Here is a 21,256-nt window from a genome sequence, read left to right as displayed (position 1 = left end):
ATTATTGATTGTTTCCGAAATTACCGGCTGCTAATTCCTGAACTTTCTGTGTATACTCTTCGGCACTGAGGCTGCCGCTCATCAATTGCTGCTGTAAAGCCTGTACTTTTTGCATATAATCCTGCATATTATTGCCTTGCATCATTTGCTGCATGTTTTGCATCACCTGTTGTTGGATGTTCTGTACATTTTGCATATACTGGTTGAGATCGAATCCACCTTCTGCCGATTCCTCGTCGTCGTCGTCCAGTTCATCTTCCATGATGTTTTCCATGGCTTCGTAAAGTATAGGAGCGGCAGTTTCCCACGGTTGGGCAGAGGCTTTGGTCATGGCTTTTACGACAACGGCGTTGACATCATCCTGGAGGTTGTTGTAGTAATACATTTCATAAAATTTGTATGTGATCATGATGCACACCGTCATATAATCGCCGGATTCCATATAGGCAGATACTTTTTTATAACACCCCTCGAAATTTTCCTGGATATTTTGCAGGTTTGAGCGGCGTTTGGCCGGAATAAAGGATTCCGCATAATACAGGTCTTTGGCGAGTTCTTCCCTGGACATGCCCTGCAGATGTTCAATCACCTGCTTCCCTTGGTTGACAATGTCCGGCAGCGGAATGTCTTCCCGGTCCATTTCCCGTACGGCTTTATTCAGGTCGTTCAGCAATTGCCCCTGCGGATGGGCGAAATATAAGAATTTCATCAAAGTGATATCGATGACATTCCAGATAAACCCGAATTTCCGTGCTGTTTCAAAGTATTTTACAGCATCCAGGCATTCCTGGCAGCTTTGCTGAAGTACACGGTAGATGTTTTCGACCGTTTCAGCGTCGTAGGGAGTTATTTTGGGTTCATAGATGCGTTGGGAACCGAATTTGGTTTCGAATTCGTCGTCGTATTTATCGCCGGTCCGGCAGATTTCTTCCAATACATAATATATTTTGTAAGGTTCAATCAGATCGATGGGACAACTGTATTCAAAATAAAGCTGGTTGTCTTTCAGGATGATCTGTGCCAGGTCCATAGCATTGAAATTCAATCCGGCAACTTGTCTCAACAAGGGAATGCGTCCTTTTTCCGGGAGGGAGACAAAAGGAGCTCTGATGGCAAGTTGCCCGTTATCCAATTTTATATTGACGATAATGGAACCGTGAGGAATATTGAATTCTGTGCCTGCAGGATTTCCGTATCGGGTACGAAAATCTTTATTGATATATTCTAAAAGTGAGTAAAAAGATTTCAGATACTCCTTGTTTTCGAAAGCTTCAACGCTTGTATCGAATGCGGCAATGTCGAGTTTGCTCTGCGTAGATGCAATGGTTGAAGGGGTGAAGGTTAAAGTTTGTTTCATAAGAATAATTTTTAATATTGTATTTTTCTATCTGCTTACGATAGACGTATTCTCAATACCGCTTGCATCTTTACCACGATGCACACAAATATATAAATGAAAACTTTTGATTTTCTTTTTTGGGATGAAATTTTGAAATTTTTAATATCCCGGAAAAACAATCGTTTGCTTTACCTGTTTTTGCCGAAAATATCGCTAAATTCGCAAAAGTAGTTTTACGGCAGTTGAGGGAATTGTTTATTTCCGGAAGTTGTTTGCAGAGCGTGTCGGGGTGGGCAGGAAATAGGTTTGCGGGTTTGCCGGTATAAAATTGAATGTTATGGATACCAAAAATTTGAGTACAAAACCGGAACGTGATAAAGCGGTTGAACGTGCGGTTGTTTTGCAGTCGGTGGAAGTTAGTTGCAGTGCCGATACGGATGAATGGGGCAGGAAGGATTATCGTACGGTGTATGCACAGCAAGAACTGACGTCTCTGTATGTTGATGTGGAAGGTCAGGTGGTTGCGATAGAGCGTGACAACCAGGAAGTGACATTATCGGTAGCCTTGTTTCGGATAGAAGGGGATAAACCGGTATGCGTAGCCCGGCAGCATGCTGTACTAACGCTTGCGGTTGCCGGTGATTTCTGTAATGCTTTTGTATTTGCGGCTTCGGAGGCTGGAAAGGACGGGTTTCGGGAAGGTGTATACGGGATTGTTGCTCAGATTGGGGAACAGGCAATACAGTCGGAGCCTGTTTTTGTTATGGGAAAGGATGGAAATTATGCGTCTTATTTTCGATTGCAGCAGGTTGGGATCGATAAGTACTGCGAGGAAACGGAAGCCGAAGCGAAAGCCAGGGTACATTCGTTTAAATGTTTGGACATCAGTCATCTGAAAGATATTCATTTTTATTTGATCGCCGAAAATATATTGCCGGAGGAGTGGGTATATGAATTTACAGTCCAGTTGACGGGTAAGACCGGTTTGGTGAAGAGCAGGCGTACTTTAAAAGACAAACAATACATAAGCGATAATTCCGGACGTCGGTTTTTATGTTTTGATGCGGGTTTGGGAGAATCCGCAGAACATTTCTGGCAAGAAGGCGAATACCGTTTGGAGGTATATGCTTTCGGACAATTGGTTATTGCTCTTCATTTTTGTGTCGGGCAAAAGGATATTCCTTACGATTATGCTTCCGAGATATCGCATGTTGTTTGGGGAAGTGGGGATACTCCGGTTGATCGTGTTCCGGAAAACCGGGATGAGGTTTTGGATCGCTTGTATAAGCTTGTCGGATTGCGGAAGGTGAAGGAGGAAATAACCCGTATTTGTGAGTATGCCGATTTTTTTCAGATGAGACGGGAAAACGGATTTAAAGATGTGCTTCCGGCTATGCATATGTTGTTTACCGGAAATCCGGATACAGGCATACACGCTGTTGCTAAAATCCTCGGGGAACTTTTTGTATCTTATGGCTTTTTGGAGCACGGGCAGGTAGTCTGTTACAACCGGGAAAAATTGGTGAAGGAAGGATATGCGGCAGAAGAGCAATTGTTGCGTAAAGCATTGGCGGAATCGAAGGGAGGTGTGTTGCTGATTGAGAATGCCGGGGATTTATCCGATCCGGGTAATCCACAGGACCGGGGGAATCTGGTTATAGCATTTCTGATCGGAATTTTGCAGAAGGAGAATCCGCCGGTGTCGGTTATTCTGGCGGATAACGAATCGGAAATTTCCGGCTTGGCCCAGGTTTTTCCGGAGTTCCGGAAATGTTTTACCCGTCAGTTGTATTTTGAAAGTTATTCTTCGGAAGAATGGCTGGAGATTATTGCTAAAAAGTTAGGGAATAGGCAATTCCGTCTGACGCCGGCTGCCGAAGATAAGGTGTTGAAATGGTTGAGAAATACCGTACGAAATGAGGTCGGCGGAACTTATGGTACTGTTATCGATGAAAAGATCGAGGAGATGATATTAAGAATGTCCGGGCGTATGATGAAGGATAAAGGACACGGATTCAGTAAGGAAGAGATGATGCTGATCAACGGGGAGGATGTTGTCACGGGCCCGGATACTGTTTCCGGAAATTCATTGGATAAGCTGGATTCCCTGGTCGGAGCCCGTCAATTGAAGCAGAACATAGCTCAGCATTTGAATTACATATATTTCCTGTTGGAAAGACAAAGGCAGGGATTTGATGACAGCTTGCCTCCCTTACATATGGTTTTCAGTGGTAATGCGGGAACGGGGAAATTGACGGTTGCTAAAATGATGGGGGAGATTTATTATGCAGCAGGGGTGTTGGCACGTCCTACGGTGTTGGTACAGAGTGCTGCAGCCTTGGCGGATGCTGCTACTTCGCCGGATCAGGTTGTCGGGGCATTATGGGGTGCTGCGAATGGGGGTATTTTATATATCGGGGAAGCCCAGTTATTGTTGAAGAGTCCGGCGGGATTGGCTTGTTTTGAATTGTTGTTGTCTTATCTTTCTCCGGAGGAACACGAGGGAACGATTGTCATTCTGGCAACAACTCCGGAAGAAGCGGACAATATGATGCAGTTGAATCCGGCTTTGAAGAACTATTTTCCTTATCGCTTTGATTTTCGTGATTATAGCCGGGAGGAATTGCTGGATATCGTCGTTCGTAAATTGAAAGAAAAGAAATATACTTTGCATCCGAAAGCTGTCGTTGTGTTTAAGGAGTTGATCGATAAGACGTATGGTCGCCGGGACCGGAATTTCGGCAATGCGATATGGGTGGAAAAATTGGTAGAGGCCACGATCCGGAAGATGTCGGATCGTATTATGCAGCTTAAGGATAAACGGGAGTTGACCCGCAAGGAACTGACAACGGTGATGGCGGCGGATGTTCCGGCCAGCCAGATGGATGCGTCGGGATTCGTGAAAGACGTGTTCGATGAAGTCGCAGTAAAAGCAGCTCTGGATGATTTGCAGCAAATTGTGGGGCAGTCCGGGATTAAGAAACAGATACGGGAATTTGTCGATTTGGCCCGGCATTATAGCGGGCAGGGGATCAAATTGAATACCCGAATGTCGCTGCAGTGGTGTTTTACCGGGAATTCGGGAATGGGAAAGAGAGCAATAGCCCGGATCATAGCCCGTTTGTATAAAGCGATGGGAATTATTGAAAAGGACATTGTGTATGATTTCAAAGCGGAGAAACTGATCGGCCAAACGGAAGAGGAGGCTATGCGTTTGGTTGGAGATGCATTGGTAAAAGCCCAGGGAGGAATATTGCTTTTTGATGAGGATTCCCGGAAATTGGCGGATGCCAGCGGTTTTAAAGAACGGGTACGGGCCATTTTAGCTAATCAACTGGCAGAACGGCCCGGTAATTGCATGGTTGTGTATGCCGGGCCGCAACCTGCTATCATGAAATACAGGGATGAAGTGGAAAAGGCTTCGGATATGGTTAATGTATTGGTTTTTGAAGATTACACTGCCGACGAATTGTTACGGATATTGAAGCGGAAACTGGCCGACGAGCATATGGAATTGACGGCTTCTGCCCGTAAATATATGACCGGTTTTATTTCCCGTTTGATGGCGACCGATGAAAGGGTGCATGCAAGTGCCCGGATAATGCGGATTGTTGCCGAGTTTATTATCCGCAATTGTATTCAGCGACTGTTGAAAAAAGGGAAAACCTTGCCACAGCAGGGACAGAGCCTGTCCGTCACGAAAGCGGATGTCGGGGCGTTTACAGAGCAGTGGTTGGCTGACCTGACGAACGAACGCAAAAAGATCGGGTTTAATTGATTACCGTATACAAGGAATAAATCAGAATAGCACCTACGGTAAGCAATTCCGTGTAGATAATGAGCCGGGTATATTTCATAGGTATCTGGTGTCTGATCCGGGCTTTTTCGGTATCGCTGTATCTTAGTCGTCCCGCGAAAGCCGGACGGTTTAAAGCGAAACGGAATAAGCCGTATAGGATGAGAGCCCCACTGAGGCCTACCAAAGCACCGACCAGGAGATCTCCGGGATAATGTACGCCGATGTATATACGGGAATAAGAGTTTATGGCAGCCCATAACAGAATAGCCAGGGTCAGCATTCTTTCCCGGAACAGTAGCATAACGAAAAATGCCAGTGCAAATGAGTTGGCAGCATGACAGGAAGGAAAGCCGTAGCGGCCGCCCCGTTTGCCGTTGACGAGGTGTATCAACTCGGAAATCGGATTCTGGGGATTCGAAGGACGCAGGCGTTCAACACAGGGACGGATCACTGTGGCACAAATTTGGTCAGCATAAGTGATTGTCAAAGCAATGGCCAAGACTGTAATCAGGCTTACCGATAGCCGGAAGTTTTTTAAAAGTACATACAGGATAGCCGCGTACATAGGTATCCACGTCATTTTAGCCGTAAAGATCCACATAAAACTGTCCCAAAAGGGACTGTGTATTCCATTCAGGAAAAGAAGCAGTTGTTGGTCGGCTTGTTGTAAGGATTCCAGCATAAAAATGACGATTTTAGATATACAAAGATAATCTAAAATCGTCAAGGGCAAATCCGATTTGAAATTTTATTCAAAACCGGAAGATTTTATCCGGATTATTTTGAGGTTCCCGATGTACTTTTGAGAGTATTAGGGGTTGTTTCCGGTATTAAATTTTCCTTTATAATCTGCACCAGTTGCTCTTTCGGACGCAATCCGCTTACCAGAAACGGTTTGCCTTTTACAGGAATAAATACCATCAAAGGAATACTGGATACATTGAATAAACGGGAAAGTTGGGTTTCTTTATCCGTATCAACTTTGTAAATCTGCAATTTCTGTCCGTAATCTTTTTGTATTTCTTCCAGGATAGGAGCCAGACGTTTACAAGGTCCGCACCAGGTGGCGTACATATCGATAATGGCCGGTTTGTCTCCTTTGTATTTCCAGTCTTTGTCCGTTTCAAAATTCCAGATTTTTTCTTTGAATTCAGCAGTCGTAAGCGGTGTTACGGTTTGTCCTGAAACTTTATTACCCAAAAAGCAAACGGTCAGGAACGTTAAAATAAGAAATGTATTTTTCATGGTATTAAATTATAATTCAATTATATAACGTAAAAGAGACCTTGAAAGTTTTTCCCTGTTGATGACTAATTTGGAATACATCGGGGGATTATCAGTAATTTTTATATTTTTGTCTCCGTTTTTAAAAGACAAATGTATTTAAATAATTTTAGTTTCTAACTTTTTAATAGCACTTTTCTCGTCATTGGTTCAAGGAGCGATCTGCTCCGGAGGCGAAAAATATGCGTGAGGCGGCAATAAATAGCCGGAGAAAATATGATTGTATATCCAAATGCCAAAATTAATATCGGCTTGTCTGTGATCGGTAAACGTGAAGATGGTTTCCATAATCTGGAAACGGTGTTATATCCGTTGCCCGGATTGAGAGATATTCTTGAGATTAACCGTTCCGGAGGAGCCAAAGGAGTATGTGAATTTGAGAATACGGGTTTGTCTATCGACTGTGAGGAGGAGAAAAATCTGGTTGTGCGTGCATATAAACTTTTGGCGGCACCTTTTGATTTGCCGGGAGTGAATATCAGCCTGCATAAAGTGATTCCTTATGCGGCCGGCTTGGGAGGAGGTTCTTCAGATGCAGCTTTTACACTGAATGCTTTAAATGAGTATTTCGAATTGAAAATCCCGGAACGGAATTTATTGAATTATGCCGCCCGTTTGGGGAGCGATTGTGCTTTTTTTATCCGGAATCGGCCGGCATTTGCAGGAGGTAAGGGGGAATTACTGGAAGATATAGATTTGGTTTTGGAAGACTATGAAGTAATGGTGGTGAAACCGGACTGTGCCGTATCCACGAAAGAGGCTTACGCTGGGATTACGCCGCGTGAGGCGATGTACGATCTGCACGATTTGAATAATTTACCATTGGATAATTGGAAGGAGCGGGTGAAAAATGATTTTGAAGAAACGATTTTCAAAAAATATCCGGAAATCGAACGGATCAAAAACGAACTGTATGCACAAGGGGCCGTCTATGCTTCGATGACCGGAAGCGGTTCCGGAGTATTCGGTATTTTCCCGCGGGGATCGGAAGTAAAAGCAGAACCTATGCGGGCAGAGTTTACCTGGAAAGAGGATAAATTGAAAGAAGAATAATTCCAATGAAAGCTTATTTATTGATCATCCTGATCGGCCTGGTAGCCGGATTTATCGGTATTATTCCGTTGTTGCGGCGGAAAGTGGATAAATATATTTTGCTGGGGGCTTTTGTTTTCTTTTTTCTTATGCCCTATACGGTATACCATATACATATTACCGGAGTGAATTGGTGGTTGAAAGGTCCGCTCGTTACTTTTGTATTGGTATTGCCTTTGGCCATTGCTGCCGGTAAAAGCTACCGGAGGTGTATTTTCCCGTTGTTGCTGATGGCTGTTGTGGTAGGAGCGTTTATTTCTTTTTTAGGACATTATTTGTTGTAATAAACGGAGGAAAATTACACAATGAGTCCGTCCCAGTGTGTAATTTTGATATGATAAGCCCGCAGATTCCGCTGGTCTGGCCAATCGGTTTTCGATTGAGATTGATATGGAAGCGGAATCTGCGGGTGTATTGATTTATATTTTATAATCCCCGGAAAAAAGTTTAAGGATTAATGATTTATTTAAGGGATATGGAAAAGACAATAGCGGATACTCCTCCGAAAATAAAAGCCAATCCCGTCCAAACGATGATATTGAATACGCCGAATAAGGGATGGAAGATGATCAGGAAGGAGAATATCAGGGTCAGTATGCCTCCGGCCAGTACCCAGCCCCAGTTGGGAAGCCGCAGGGTTTGCATTTGAGTGGACCATCCGATAAAATCGATACCCAGGAACATGAGTATAAAGCCTACGGCAAACGGCAGGATATCGATAGCCCATTCCAAGTTCCCTAATAACAGGAAACCGATAACCAGGTCTAAAATACCGATTGCCAGCCCCCAACCCCAATTCCGGTAATGCTGATTAGAGAAAGCGTTGACAATTTCGCCTATTCCGAAGAGGATAAACATGATACAGAAATACACGGCGAGTGCGAAGTAAGATTCTACTGGGTTTTTAAAAACCCATATACCGCATAAAATAGATAGAATACCGACGATAAGCATTAACCACCAGTATTTGTAGGTACCTTTGTAATTTTTTACTGTTTCCATTGTGTTTATTTTATATGTTTACAATGGTTTTAACGATTATAAAGTCAAAGAAGTTATAAATAGTTGTTTTTAGGGAAATAGGTATTTTCAGCTTGTTTTTTATTTGAATAAGATATTTTTATCTTTGTCTTAGATAGTGCAAGCCTAGGACAATGTCCAGCAAGTTTGAATGTTGTCGGAGTGTCGTCTGTCTTTTATGTTATAAATACGATAATGTTAATTAAAGAGAAAGATTTTGAAGGATTTGCAGACGGATGTGAGAAAGCATTTGAGGTGATTTTTCGCCAGTATTATAAGACGTTGGTGTCTTTTTCCATGCGTTACGGTTTGGAACAAATGGAAGCTGAGGATGTGGTGATCGAAGTGATACACCGTATCTGGGAAATCCGGAAAGAGGTCAAATCTCCGGCAGCATTAAACGCATTGTTTTATACTTCGGTGCGTAACCGTACAGTCAATGTCGTCCGGAATCTCAAAAACCGGAAACAGATTATCGGGAAACAGGAAAAGCCGGAAGAATCGGAATTCAGGGATCATTTGATGGAGGAAGAGGTAAGCCGTGTGTTGAATGAGGCTATTGAAAATCTGCCGCCCCAATGCCGTCAGGTAGTGATGCTTATATTGGCGGGAAAAACGATGACTGAAATTGCCCGGCAATTGGATATTTCCGTCAGTTCTGTAAAGACGTATAAATCCCGGGCTATTGAAATTTTGAAAACCGTTTTCCAAAATTATCCTCTCTTGTTGTTGTGGCTTATCTTCCGTTTGGAATAAGTTAACCACCTTCAGCTATTCGATGAAGGTGGTATAGCGGGCCGTTTTCGTCCGTTTTTTTTGTTTCTGAACTATTTATAATTTATCGTTTTCAATATCATCCAGGATGCTCTGCAATTCACGTAAGTCTTTTTCGTTGTCGTAACCGATGGCTTGCAGCGAACCGAGCACTTTTCTGACATAGGTGCCGGCTGCTTTTTTTTCTTTCAGGCGTACCAGTAACGGTGCTGCTTTGACGACGGTTTCCGGATTGTAAGGATTGGCTTTACAGGCATATTCTAACCAGGAGAGACAACGTTTGTGGACTTCTTTTTCAGAAGGGGATGTCCGCCAGTAATAAGCGGTCCATTCAACGATCAGATTTGAGATCGGCCGGTATGTCCAGATCAGTAAGTCTTGATAGTTTATCTGGCTTTGTAGCAGTTGCCCCATCCAGGACGTATCGGGATGATGGATCCGGAATACAATATTTTCACAATTTGCCTGTAGGCTGTCCGTCGGATTGGCCTGAATCAACGTTGACATATATTGGTCCAATGATTTCCTGAATTTTTCCGGATTTACTTTATTATGGGCATCGTACCATAAATTCAAGAGGTCGTCAGAGGCTGTCATCAGTGTATATTGTATATCGTTTTTTACCGGTTTTGTCCGGTTCAGGATTTTTTTTATTTTCAGTAGTTCCCGGAATTTTGCTTGTTTTCCCTGTTGGATGCTTTCTTCGAGAAATGTACCGATTTTGTTTTCGAAAGGCTGGATATAGTAAGGGAAATATTCCAGGGGTGCTGTGGGGGGAAGTTGTGCGATATTTTGGGCAATGCGTTGGAATAACTGGGGGTTGTATAAAGATATTTTTCCGATAAGCGAACCGCTTTCCGGGTCAATCAGTTGTTGGTCCGTCATAGCAGACAGGTAATGATTGAGTATTTCGGGTTTTTCTTCTTCCGGGGCTATTTCGTAGTAATCTTTAAAAAAATCGACGGAACCGTTTCCTTTTTTATAGATTTCAACTTGAGCCATTCCTCCGTATTTGCGAAAGAAATTGACATTGGAGGCTGCTTTCAGAAAATCTTTAGCCGTATGGAATCCTTTTATTGTCAAGACCAGATTTTGTTGCGGGTCTAAAAAGAGAAAGGTTGGAACCGCTTTGATGTTGTATTTTTTCATCAATTCCGGGCCGCACCCTTTTTCTCCGTCTTGTTTGTAGTTGATGAAATGTCGGTTAAAATAATCTCCCACTTCATTCCGGGTGAAAACTTCCTTTGCCATTTTTTTACAGGGACCGCACCAGGAGGTGTATACATCCACGAACAGTAATTTGTTTTCAGTTCCGGCTTTTGTCAAAGCTTCTTCGAAACTCCCCTGTTCAAAAGTAATTCCCTGGGCCAGAACGATGTTTGAAAAGCCCAGAAGCAGAAAAAATAGTAATTCTTTTTTTTTCATAATGTATGGTTGTTATTAAGTACTTGCAATAATGAATGATATATGTGAATGTATAAATGCTTTTGCCGGATTCGGAGGCAAAGCAGCAGTATCGGTATAAGAAATATTTTTGTTGTAAAAATCTATTCTTTCCGGATCGTCACCGTTTTTTCCCGGCCTTCTTTATCTATTACGGTAATTTCGGCTTCTTCGCCTTCCATCCAGACCAAGGAGGTTAAAGCTTCGCCGGGATCTATTTTGTCATACCGTTTTCCATTGATGGCCACGACTTTTTCTCCTGCTTGTAAACGGCCTTCCATGCTTTGCCATATACATCCTGCTATAAGGCTGTCGCCGGAAACAATGACATTTACATTCCAGTCTTTGTGATTCAGGTCTACGGTTGTTGTAACGTCAGGGGTAAAATAGAATTTATTGTCGGGAAAATCCAGGGTAACACTGCCGTATTTCAACAGGCCGGTACCGATACGTGAACTGGATGCATTTACGGTTTCTGTGACTACATTTTTGAATTTTCCTGCGCCGACATACAGGTTGTCTATCTGCACCCGGTATTTGTTTTCTGCTTTTTCCATTCCGTTAACACCCATAGCCGAGGCACCGAATCCTTTGCTTTTTGTGACAATGCCTTGTGCTGTGGCCAGTTGATGATAAATGGGTTCGTTCATTTCATAAAATGCTGACGTACCGGTATCAAACATTACTTCTTCTTGCAATCCGTTTTTAAAATCGATGACGATATACGGAATGTTCTGCTGATCTTTTTCCATGTCTATCGCATATTGCGGATTCAGTTCCATGCTGCCGGTATCTGAAGCCAATACCAGTATTTTCCGCCGGGGATCAAGCCGGATGACGATATCGGGAAAGAGAGAACTGCCGACGATACCGTCGATACCGAAATGTTCCAACGGGTTACCTTCGTCAAAAACCAGGGCCTGTATTTTTCCGAAACCGATATTTCCCAATTGTATGGAATCCAGCATGACCAGCCGGTATTCTGCATCATTGTTATGGGCATCTTTTACCATTTGCCGGATTGCTTTTTTTTCCGGTCCTTTTTTCATTCTCGAATGGGTGATACATACGGGCGCACCGGTGTCGAATAGGTATTTCCCTTTTATTCCTTCTACATCGGCCTGTATGATAATTTTATTTCTTATTGTTTCGTAAGGAATTTCCTGATAAAATCCGGTGTTCTGGGCCGGGGTGCGGCCGTATCCCCAGATGAAAGATATCAAAAGAATAATTTTTACTATTTTCATATAAAACGATGTTGCAGAGTCCCCGCAGGAACTTCGGATTATATTTTTTACGTTATTTTCCCGTAAAGGCAAAGTCATTTTTCCAGGCTGCCCGTTCCGGACAATTTTCCAGTACCCAGCGAATGCGTTCGCATTGATTTTTGGATACGGAAATATGCAAACCGGTAGGATCGTCCATGATATTTTCGGAACGGAAATAACAGCCTTGGGCCTGTTTATACCAACTTGTGTTGAAGGTTCTGTTCATAAAGTCGGTTCCCCAATAATTCATCGTATCGTCGCAATAGTCCGGTTTGAGCTCAACATCTATTCCCGGTGTTCCTGTTGAAAATGTACAGGTTGTGAACAGACCGAGATAACAGCCTATATAATAGGCCAGTTCGTTGTTTGCAGAGGCCAGGTAACTCTTATCGCTGAATTCTCTGCTGACGACATCCAGTTCCTGCAATTTATAGATGACGCCTGCATTTTTGGGACCGAAGGTCGTTCCGGGGGAGATTTCCTGCCAGGCGATGCCTTCCGGACGGTTGTCTGCCGGAGTTCCCGGATATACATAATGGGGATAACAGTCGGCACTTATGGTGTTGGCAAAGTCGTTGACTTTATTCTTGCGGTCGGAAATCAGCCAGATGTTCATATAACGTTCAGGGGGCCATAGCAGATGCCGGGCTGTCAGAAAATCGGCAAAACCGTTGATGGTATCGGCGGCGTTCAATTCCTGAATGGTCAACCGTTCGATGCCGGGTGTGAGCATTTTTTGGCCTTTCGGAGTATACCGGGCCATTTCAAACCGGATGTGGGTATTCACGCCAACGGGATTTACCGAAGTCGTACCTGCAAATAAATTGTTGAGCTTGGAGAGGTGCAGGGTTATTTTTTCATCACTGTACGGACCGCCGTAGGATTCGATGTCCTCCTTGGTTTGTAGGATGTGGAAAATAACCGGAATGATTATATCTGAAGTATATTTCTCTTCCAAAGGGGCGATGATTCGGCAAGAATCCGGCGATGATTCAATATCGGTTCCTTTGATTTTTACCCGTATCGTGACCGTCTTGCCGATCAGTGACGTTTCTGTGGTAGAGAAGTGGCGGGAGAGAGATATATCTTCGTCAGATGTGTATTCCAGCCATTCTTCTTTAACCCGGGTGTCCGGAATCCGGATACCTTTTTGGTCAAACATCACCGGACGCAGGTCCAGTTGTGCATGTCCGTCGGCAATCAATCGACGCTGATTGGGTTCCAGGATAACTCTGGCGATTGTTGCTATATCAACCTCTTCGTTGTTATAATAAGTTATGTCTTCCGGACTGCAACTCCAAATCGATTGCAGTCCCAGGAGCAGAATCATATACAGTGCTCTTTTTTTTATCATCGTATTGTTATTTTTGATTTATGAATCATGGTATCCTTGTTGCATACCTGTTGGATTTTGGGATTAATTGTAAATCTAAAGCCGTGAATCTGAAATTATTTTAAAAGATGTGTATTCCACCTTTCATTCGTTCTTTACTAACCTTTCTGTTTTAATCCAGTTGGACGTTTTCCCATCCGGGGTTTTGCACGATATTTCTGTTCAGTTCGATCTCTTTGGCCGGAATCGGAAAGGAGTAGCGGAAATCATCGGGAGCCAGCGTATAGGTATTCCGGCCGATGGTTCGTTTTATACTGATTCCCAGTCGCTTCATGTCCAACCAGCGAAAATCGTTTTCCATATAGAATTCGCGGCTTCGTTCGTTCAGTATCTCCTGTAATATTCCGTCCGTATCGCCGGGCAGATCGAAGTTGCCGTCGTAGCGGGCTGATTTGAATTCTTCCAATGTTTTCCGGGCTTCTCCGGTCTTGCCTTGACGTAGGAGAGCTTCAGCTTTGATCAGGTACATTTCAGCCAGGCGGAATAACATCAGACTTCCGCCTCTGGCCGAAGTGATGATACCGTTTCCCAGACCCAGCAGGTTGTATTTGTCGCTTTGCAATCCGTTTGCAGTGAAATAGATGTCTTTGCGGATATCGTTGGCTTTGAAAAGGGTGTAATATTGGTTACTGGCGTTTCCGTCTACTAATTCGGCTTGGTAGTAAGCGTATGGAAAATTAAAAATTTGCCCGTTGTTACCGTCCAGTATCCGGAAATAGAATTCATCGCTTATCATGTCGGAGGCTGTCGTAACTTCCCGGCAGTCGAACATTTGGCGCAGTATGTTTGAAGATTGAGTCAAAGAGCGGCCTTTCATGGCTATTGCTGCACATTTTTCAGCGTTATTCCAATCGGTGTCCTCGGCTGCTCCGGACATTGCTTTCCACATGTAGATACTGGCCATCATGGCGTTGATAAAATCTTCACGCCAGGCACAATTCCAGTCGGAGCTCGGAGTTTTTTCCAGTAAAATCAGGGCTTCCCGGCAATCGTTCAGTATCTGGGCAAATACTTCCTGTTGGGTTTTGCGGGGAGGCATAGCGTTTCCGATATCTTTAGCCGGGTCGAGATAAACCGGTATGCCGTATTGGTTGTTTTTGTAAGGTGAATAATATTGCAGCAGCTTGTAGAATGAAAAGGCCCGCCATACGAGCCCTTCTCCCAATATGCGGTTTCTCCAGTCTTCGTCATTTCCCTGAGCAGTACGGACACCGGAGATCAGCAGATTGAGCGAACCGATAAACCGGTAGTATCGGTTCCAGCAATAGGGGTCGGTATTCATCCAGGTGAGTAATTGCAATCCTTCGGCGGTATAAGTACCTGTATTTTTATCATAGTAAAAAAAGGAGTTGCGGTTTAACACCGTTTCGCCCGTATAGATCCCCAGGTATTTGGCCATGTCGAAATAAGGGTAGTTGAAATAGATGCCGAATACCGCATCCTGGTTCCGGTTGGGCGTTTTCAGCAGGCTCATGTAACTGGCCAGGATAGCCCGGTAATCTTCAATTGTACTCACTACTTTTTTATCCCGGGGATGCAGTTCCAGAAACTTTTCGCAGGAGCTCATAAACAATATGCCGCACAGGCAGGCAATGACAATATGGCTTCGGTTTATCATTTGTGTTTTCATTTCCGTTCGTATTTTAAAATCCGAGTGTCAGTTTAAGGTTGAATTCCCTGGAGGCAGGATAGGTGAAGGCTCCCTCAGAACCGACATCCAGCCCCCGGTAGCGGGTAAAAGTCAATAAATTACGTGCATTGAATCCCAACAACAGGTTTTTTAATTTCAGTGCTTTCAGCGATTCGGGCCGAAAGCGGTAGCTGATGGAAAGATTGGTCATACGCAGGTAGTCGCCTTTCGAATACTTGTCGGAAGTGACAAGACTGGCCCAATAGTCGGCATTCGGCGATACAAAGCGGGGTATATCAGTGATATCACCTTCTCCTTTCCAGTAGTAAAGATAACGTCTTTCTCGGTTGGTAGAGGAGGCCCGCAGGTCGCTGCCCCGGTTGGGTGCATTTTGGTAATCGTTGAAATCGGGAATCAGGTGTCCGGTTTTAAATGTCCAGTCGGTGGTAAATTCCAGACCTTTGTATTTGAAATAAGTACTGAATCCTCCGACGTATTTCGGATTGGTACGTCCCAGGTATTGCATGGAAGGCATCATGCAGCCCGGTTGTATCCATTGGTCTCTGAAAAAATCGGCGACCCCCGGGATGGCATCGAAGGAAGTAATCATAACCTGATACCGTTCTCTTTCTTCCGGCGATAAGTTGTTCCAGTTGGCCAGCATTTCTCCGAATTTTGTTTTTCCGGCTTTTGTCAGGGTGTAGCGGGGATTTCCGCTCACCGGATTGACACCGGCAAACTGCCAGCCGAATATGCTGCCTGTTTCTTTCCCGATGATATTCAGTACTCCGCCTCTTACTCGTTCCGCGTTGATCACTTCCTGGTAGGAAGAATAGCTGTAACGGGATTTTTTGATTACATTTTTATTGCGGGCTATATTTACGGAAGTACTGAAAATGAAATCGTTGGTATTGATCCATCTGACGTTCAGGTACATTTCCAGCCCTGTATTTTCGACAATACCACCATTGGCTCTGACGATTGTCCGGCCGGTGGAGGACGGTACTTCCAGATCTTCAAGTACATCTGTTGTCCGGTTGAAATAATAGTCGGCAGTGAAATTGATACGGTTGTCGAACAGTGAAATGTCAATGCCCAGATTCCGGTCTTTCTTTTTTTCCCACCGGATATCGGGATTGGGAAATGTCAGTGTCTTGACATAGTGGTCGCCCATATACAGATTGCTTCCCAGTCCCATCATTGAAAAGGGATAAGCAGAGCGGTCGATATTTCCGGTGTAGCCGAATGAAGCCCGAAGAGCCAGTTCGTTGACGATGCGATTGCGGAAGAATTTTTCTTTGTGCAGGTTGTAGCGCATGCCGACCGACCACAATGGTGCAAAACGCTGGGCGTCACCGATCATATCGGCTCCGTCAGCCCGCCAGCTGAAACTGGCTACGTAACGGTCTTTGTAGCTGTAACGGAATGTACCCAGAAAGGAAACGCTGCGGTCCTGTCCGTCCGAAGTATTGAACAGGCTTCCCAGGCTGTTTCGCAGGGTTTCGTAATCGATCCGGGAATCGAATGAAGGTAATCCCGTAATGCGATAATCCGCATAATAGATGGGGGAGGTATAGCCGAAATTATTGAATTTTTTGGATATTACTTCGTTGGCCAGCAGTATGCTGAACAGGTGGTTTTCTTTGAGGGCTATAGAGTAGTCGATTTGATTGCGAAGCGACCAGTTGTGATTTCGTCCGGAATTCTCACTCAATTCGCCGTTGTCGTATTGATTGGGAAGAGGACCTTCCTTGAAAATATCACGGCCCAGTTTTTCATTGGCCCAGGAGGTATAGGTTCCGGCATTGACGGCTTTCATTTCAGTGTTATAACTTATACCTTTACGAATAATAGACTGGAGATTCAATCCCGGAATGACTTCGTAGCGCACATTGAAGGTAAATTCTGCATCCAGTCCGGTTTGGGTTGTCCGGGTTTCTGTCAGTTCGCGGAGTATATTGAACCGGTCGTACAGGTAGCCGGAGGCTGTTTCGGTGGTGTAATTATTGGGCAGATAACTCAGGTCGGAGGCATAGCTGCCGTCTTCGTTATAAGGTTTTTCGTAAGGATTGGCAAATACAGCATAGGTAAAGGGGTTGACGGCAGAGGCATGATCTTCGTTTTTCCGGGTGTTGGCCGATAGGTTTAAAGCAAAGATCAGTTTTTCCGTCGGGCGGTATTCGAGTTTTACCAATACTCCGGCGTTCTGATATTGATTGGAACGCAGAATACCGTTTTGTTGCTGAAAATTCACAGAAGTGTAGTAGGTCAGTTCTTCGCTGCCTCCCCGCAGACTGATGTTGTGGGATTGCGAATGAGCCGTGCGGAACAGCACGTCGAACCAGTCTGTGTTCGTGCTGGATAGTTGTTGTAATTGCTTGTTGTAGTCAGCCGAAGAGAGGTATCCCTGGGCATTTCTTTTGAAGAGGTATCCTCCTCTGCCGGCAAAATCGGCTCTGCCGAGACCGAAATTGTCGATGATAGACTGTTCGTACCACAGTTTTTCACTGCTGTTCATAAAATCCAGCCGGTTGCGTGGAGCAATACTGACGTTGTAAGTTCCGCTGTAATTGATAAGGGTTTTCGAGCGGAATCCTTTTTTGGTTGTGATGACGATCACTCCGTTGGCGGCACGGGCGCCGTAAATAGCTGCCGCAGAGGCGTTTTTCAGGATACTGATGGATTCGATATCTTCGGGCATGATGTTGCCGACGCCGTCCTGCATAATGGTGTTGGCATAATTCCCGGTATTATTTTTGGGGACACCGCTTATTAAAGGCAAGCCGTCGACGACCCATAAGGGTTCGGTGTTGCCGCTCAGGTTGTTTTCTCCCCGGATGGTAATTTTGGCCCGTCTCCCCGGCGCTCCGGAAAGGGTCGTACTGTTCAGTCCTGCTATTCTTCCCTCAAATATCCGGTCGAGAGAAGTTACTCCCTGCATTTGCAAATCTTTGGCGGTAACAACGGTAGCACTTCCTGTCATACGTTCTTTTTTGATGACTTCCATACCGGTGACGATAACCTCTTCTAAGGCTTCTAAACTTTCATGCATAACGATGCGGATTTCTTTGTCATCCACGACGTTATAACTTGTCGTTTGCATACCGACAAAGGAAAAGAGAAGCTCCGGAGTTTCTTTTGTGACGGGGATCGTCAAAAAAAACATACCTTCGCTGTCGGTAGACGTACCCAGTATCGTCCCTTTTAACTTGACCGTGACACCGGGTAAGGGAAGGCGTGATTTGTCGACAACAATACCTTGCAGTGTGCGGACTTGTTGGCCGGAGGGTGCCGGCTGTTTTTGAAGAACAATGATTTTATCTTGTATGACGTAGTTTATACCCAGCGGTTTAAGACAGGTTTGTAACGTAGTCTCGATGTCTGCATTCTGAAGAAGAAGAGAGGATATCCGGGTTTTATCGTTGATCTCCCCGGCATTGTAGAGAAAGTCAAATTGCGTTTGGGCTTTGATTTCTTTCAGAATGGTTTTGAGGTCTGTATTTTTCAGGGAAAGATTTATTCTGATGTCCGATTGTGCAGAAGCTTTGCCCCAAGTTCCGGATAATGAAAGGAGGATCAGACATAAAATAACAGAAGACAATGCTTTCCGGAAAATATAGCTTGACAATGTGGTGTTCATGTTCAAAAGTTATTTGTGTTGAGAGAATCCTGGATTCTCTCAACAATTCAGGGTTCTCGGTTATCGAATCGGAGGATTTACAGCATTTGTCGGATATTTGATATCCATGACTAAAGTCGGATTTACAGGTGTAGTAATATAAACAACTCCTGTTTCCTCGAAAGGCATTGAAATTTTATCCATCGGGGTAAAACGTTTAATGCGGATCACGCCCTGTATGCCATTTCCGGTTTCAAAAAATACGTATCCCGGTGAAAAAGTAGCCTCCGTGCCTCCGAATACGACTTTTTCATCTTTACTTTCATATGAAAATCCGGTGTCTTCGAGTTTAGCAAAATCTTCATCCGTAAAAGTGGCAGGAGCTTTTGCATAAGTTGTGTGACAGGGATAAGTAAGTGTAATGTTGTACCACAGGTAACTGCTCATTTTTATCGGAGATTCGAAAACAAAGGATTCATCGTTTTTATTCCAAATCAAGCCGATATCGATTTTATTTCTTAGTTCCTCAGCGATATTTGCGATGTAACTCTCATTGGTTGTTGTCGAATAAAATGCTTTCCCGTTTTCAGTATCTGCTATTTCTATATTCCCTAATATCATGCCGCCGAGTTCGGGTGCATGACTTAATGTCATTGTTACGCTATCCAGCAGACCGGCAATGGTTACATCTTCGTATGTTGCATAAGCCGGTTGCTCTGCCTTTGAGGTGTACAGTGTACTTTCGTATTGGCCTGTCAATTTACTTCCGTTAGCTAATGTACAGTCGAACTTAATGTACCAGCTATCGGTATTCTGTTCGATGAGCACTTCACCCGATGTAATTTCCAAAAGAGTATTGTTGCCGGCTCCCGGTTTGTACGAAATACAGCTCCAGGCCATAAAGGTATTGGCTGACTTCGCTTTTCCGAAAACATATTTCCCCGGCACAATTTTATCGATGTCGGAAGTGCTTAAGTGGAAACTGATACAGGCACCTTGTCCCGAAACTGTTTTCGTATTATTGTCGAAAGTCAGTCCCGTTCCGTAAAGCGAAAGCATAAAATTACCCGTTACGGTCATGTCACTTCCGGCTTTGAAGCCTTCGACCGTATTGGTGGCTTCTTCCCCTCCCTGGCCGGTTTCTTCGTCTACTTCAGTAATGTAATTGTATTCGTATCTGTAGGGAACAGTAGAAATGAGTACATTCCGGTTGCTTTTCCAGATAACTCCGGAAGTAAGGTCGTAATTTTGTCCCAAAAACTGGAACCGGGAAGGGTCCGGACCGTTTTCTTTGTCTGAACAGGCGTTGAAACAGAGGCATACACCGATGACTGCTGCCATCAAAAAAATAGATTTTTTCATAGATTTTAGTGTTTAGTAGGTTATAATTAAATGGGTTGACTGCTTACGATAATGGTATTCCCCTTTACCTGAAACCGTATACCTCCGGTCATTTCGACGGCCTGTAGGAATTGGTGTATGGTTTCGTATTTCCGTATACTTCCGGAGAAGACCATGTTTCTGGCCTTTTGGTCGGCGAAGAATACATGTATGTCGTACCAGCGGGATAGTCTGGTCAATATGTTTTCGATTGTTTCTTCTTCGAATACATACTGGCCTTTGTACCAAGCTGTATAGAGTTCGGTGTTTACTTCCTCGGTACTGAATTCACCATTGTTTTTATTGAACACTCCTTTTGTTCCGGGGACTAATGTGATATTGCTGCTGTGTTGCCACATTTTTACAGAGCCTTGTTCGAGAACGGTTTCTATTTGGATTTCATCGGGATAGGCCCGTACATTAAAGGCTGTTCCCAATACCTGTATATTGACTTCTGTCCGTGTATTGACAATGAATGGACATTTATCATTGTGTGCAACATCGAAATAAGCTTCTCCTTCCAGATATACAAGCCGTTCTTTGCCTGTAAAGTTCACCGGATAGCGTAAAACAGTTTGAGAGTTTAACCATACCCGGGTTCCGTCAGACAGGATCAGTTTGTATTCTCCGCCTGTTGGAGTTTTCAGTATGTTGTGCTCTCCGGAAAGTCGGGATCCGGCCAGACTATCGCTTGGTACCGGAGTGTAGCGGATTTCATTTCCGGATTTCCGGAGGGTTACTCCTGCCAATTCGATGGTTTCGTTTTTTTGGGTCTCTTCCAATTCTTTGACCTGACCGTCGGCCATGATCAATATCGCTTTGGAAGTTCCGGGGTGTATATTGACAACCTGGACACGTTCCGGGTGAGTTCGTACAAGCAGATGGATGCCAATGCCGATAAGTAATAATCCGATAGCAGCAGCAGAAATCCACCGGACGGGCATACGAACGGAATGTGACCTATAGCGTTTCCGGTATTTTTGAAGTCCTTGTGTCGTTTGAATTTGCTGATATGTCCGGAAAGCCGGAACCGGATTTTGTTTTTTCAGTTTTTCGTATAAACTCCGGTTGACCGGATTTTCAGATAACCATAGTTTTAGTTCTTTTCTTTCAGACTCTTCCAGTGTGTTTAAACGTTCTTTTGCAATCAGGAAAGCGATGTGTTGGTATGTATGTATCGGATTCATAAACTATATTGTTTTACATTATAAACCC

Annotated in this window: 15 protein-coding genes; 4 read left to right on the top strand and 11 right to left on the bottom strand. The window is 44.1% G+C overall.

Annotation, left to right across the window (positions count from 1 at the left end):
• Position 1: 1 nt before the first annotated feature.
• Entirely contained in the window at positions 2–1,357 is a 1,356-nt protein-coding gene (locus BN8908_RS06075) for a type III secretion system chaperone family protein (RefSeq protein ID WP_068689668.1), read from the bottom strand.
• Positions 1,358–1,676: 319 nt separating this feature from the next.
• On the opposite strand from BN8908_RS06075, the gene BN8908_RS06070 reads away from it, so the two are divergent.
• Positions 1,677–5,117, top strand: coding sequence for a P-loop NTPase family protein (locus BN8908_RS06070; protein WP_068689666.1), 3,441 nt, complete (start codon positions 1,677–1,679; stop codon positions 5,115–5,117).
• On the opposite strand, the gene BN8908_RS06065 is transcribed toward BN8908_RS06070, so the two are convergent.
• Both BN8908_RS06065 and BN8908_RS06060 read right to left on the bottom strand, forming a co-directional pair.
• The gene (locus BN8908_RS06065) at positions 5,110–5,820 is read right to left on the bottom strand and encodes a phosphatase PAP2 family protein (RefSeq protein WP_021988927.1); all 711 of its coding nucleotides are present in this window, start codon (positions 5,818–5,820) and stop codon (positions 5,110–5,112) included. The genes BN8908_RS06070 and BN8908_RS06065 overlap by 8 nt on opposite strands.
• 95 nt (positions 5,821–5,915) lie before the next feature.
• The gene (locus tag BN8908_RS06060) at positions 5,916–6,383 is read right to left on the bottom strand and encodes a thioredoxin family protein (RefSeq protein ID WP_068689663.1); all 468 of its coding nucleotides are present in this window, start codon (positions 6,381–6,383) and stop codon (positions 5,916–5,918) included.
• A 255-nt stretch (positions 6,384–6,638) separates the two neighbouring features.
• On the opposite strand from BN8908_RS06060, the gene ispE reads away from it, so the two are divergent.
• The gene (gene ispE / locus BN8908_RS06055; protein WP_021988925.1) at positions 6,639–7,475 is read left to right on the top strand and encodes a 4-(cytidine 5'-diphospho)-2-C-methyl-D-erythritol kinase; all 837 of its coding nucleotides are present in this window, start codon (positions 6,639–6,641) and stop codon (positions 7,473–7,475) included.
• A gap of 5 nt (positions 7,476–7,480) precedes the next feature.
• Complete coding sequence (locus tag BN8908_RS06050; protein ID WP_021988924.1) at positions 7,481–7,798, top strand: hypothetical protein; 318 nt, start codon at positions 7,481–7,483, stop codon at positions 7,796–7,798.
• A gap of 178 nt (positions 7,799–7,976) precedes the next feature.
• On the opposite strand, the gene BN8908_RS06045 is transcribed toward BN8908_RS06050, so the two are convergent.
• Positions 7,977–8,516, bottom strand: a complete 540-nt coding sequence (locus BN8908_RS06045; protein WP_021988923.1) for an HdeD family acid-resistance protein — start codon at positions 8,514–8,516, stop codon at positions 7,977–7,979.
• 213 nt (positions 8,517–8,729) lie between these two features.
• On the opposite strand from BN8908_RS06045, the gene BN8908_RS06040 reads away from it, so the two are divergent.
• Positions 8,730–9,290, top strand: coding sequence for an RNA polymerase sigma factor (locus tag BN8908_RS06040; protein WP_068689661.1), 561 nt, complete (start codon positions 8,730–8,732; stop codon positions 9,288–9,290).
• A 75-nt stretch (positions 9,291–9,365) separates the two neighbouring features.
• Here the strand turns inward: BN8908_RS06040 and BN8908_RS06035 are convergent, their stop codons facing one another.
• The 7 genes from BN8908_RS06035 to BN8908_RS06005 all read right to left on the bottom strand — a co-directional run bounded on the left by BN8908_RS06035 (position 9,366) and on the right by BN8908_RS06005 (position 21,228).
• Positions 9,366–10,733, bottom strand: a complete 1,368-nt coding sequence (locus BN8908_RS06035; RefSeq protein WP_068689659.1) for a thioredoxin family protein — start codon at positions 10,731–10,733, stop codon at positions 9,366–9,368.
• A 122-nt stretch (positions 10,734–10,855) separates the two neighbouring features.
• Complete coding sequence (locus BN8908_RS06030) at positions 10,856–11,998, bottom strand: retropepsin-like aspartic protease (RefSeq protein ID WP_161945856.1); 1,143 nt, start codon at positions 11,996–11,998, stop codon at positions 10,856–10,858.
• Between the two features lie 52 nt (positions 11,999–12,050).
• Positions 12,051–13,373 carry a zinc metalloprotease gene (locus BN8908_RS06025; RefSeq protein ID WP_068689655.1) on the bottom strand — a complete coding sequence of 441 codons (1,323 nt, stop codon included), beginning with the start codon at positions 13,371–13,373 and terminating at the stop codon, positions 12,051–12,053.
• Positions 13,374–13,524: 151 nt separating this feature from the next.
• Complete coding sequence (locus BN8908_RS06020; RefSeq protein ID WP_068689653.1) at positions 13,525–15,042, bottom strand: RagB/SusD family nutrient uptake outer membrane protein; 1,518 nt, start codon at positions 15,040–15,042, stop codon at positions 13,525–13,527.
• 13 nt (positions 15,043–15,055) lie between these two features.
• Positions 15,056–18,682 (bottom strand): SusC/RagA family TonB-linked outer membrane protein, encoded by a 3,627-nt coding sequence (locus BN8908_RS06015; RefSeq protein WP_068689651.1) that lies wholly within the window; start codon positions 18,680–18,682, stop codon positions 15,056–15,058.
• 60 nt (positions 18,683–18,742) lie between these two features.
• On the bottom strand, positions 18,743–20,023 hold the full coding sequence (locus tag BN8908_RS06010) for a hypothetical protein (protein WP_068689649.1): 1,281 nt from the start codon (positions 20,021–20,023) through the stop codon (positions 18,743–18,745).
• 26 nt (positions 20,024–20,049) lie between these two features.
• Positions 20,050–21,228: a FecR family protein gene (locus BN8908_RS06005; RefSeq protein ID WP_021988915.1), complete on the bottom strand. Its 1,179-nt coding sequence runs from the start codon at positions 21,226–21,228 to the stop codon at positions 20,050–20,052.
• Positions 21,229–21,256 lie beyond the last annotated feature (28 nt).

Source organism: Culturomica massiliensis (assembly GCF_900091655.1).
GTDB lineage: Bacteria > Bacteroidota > Bacteroidia > Bacteroidales > Marinifilaceae > Culturomica > Culturomica massiliensis.
The sequence above is the reverse complement of the archived record's forward strand: the minus strand, read 5'-3'. Positions and strand labels throughout refer to the sequence as shown.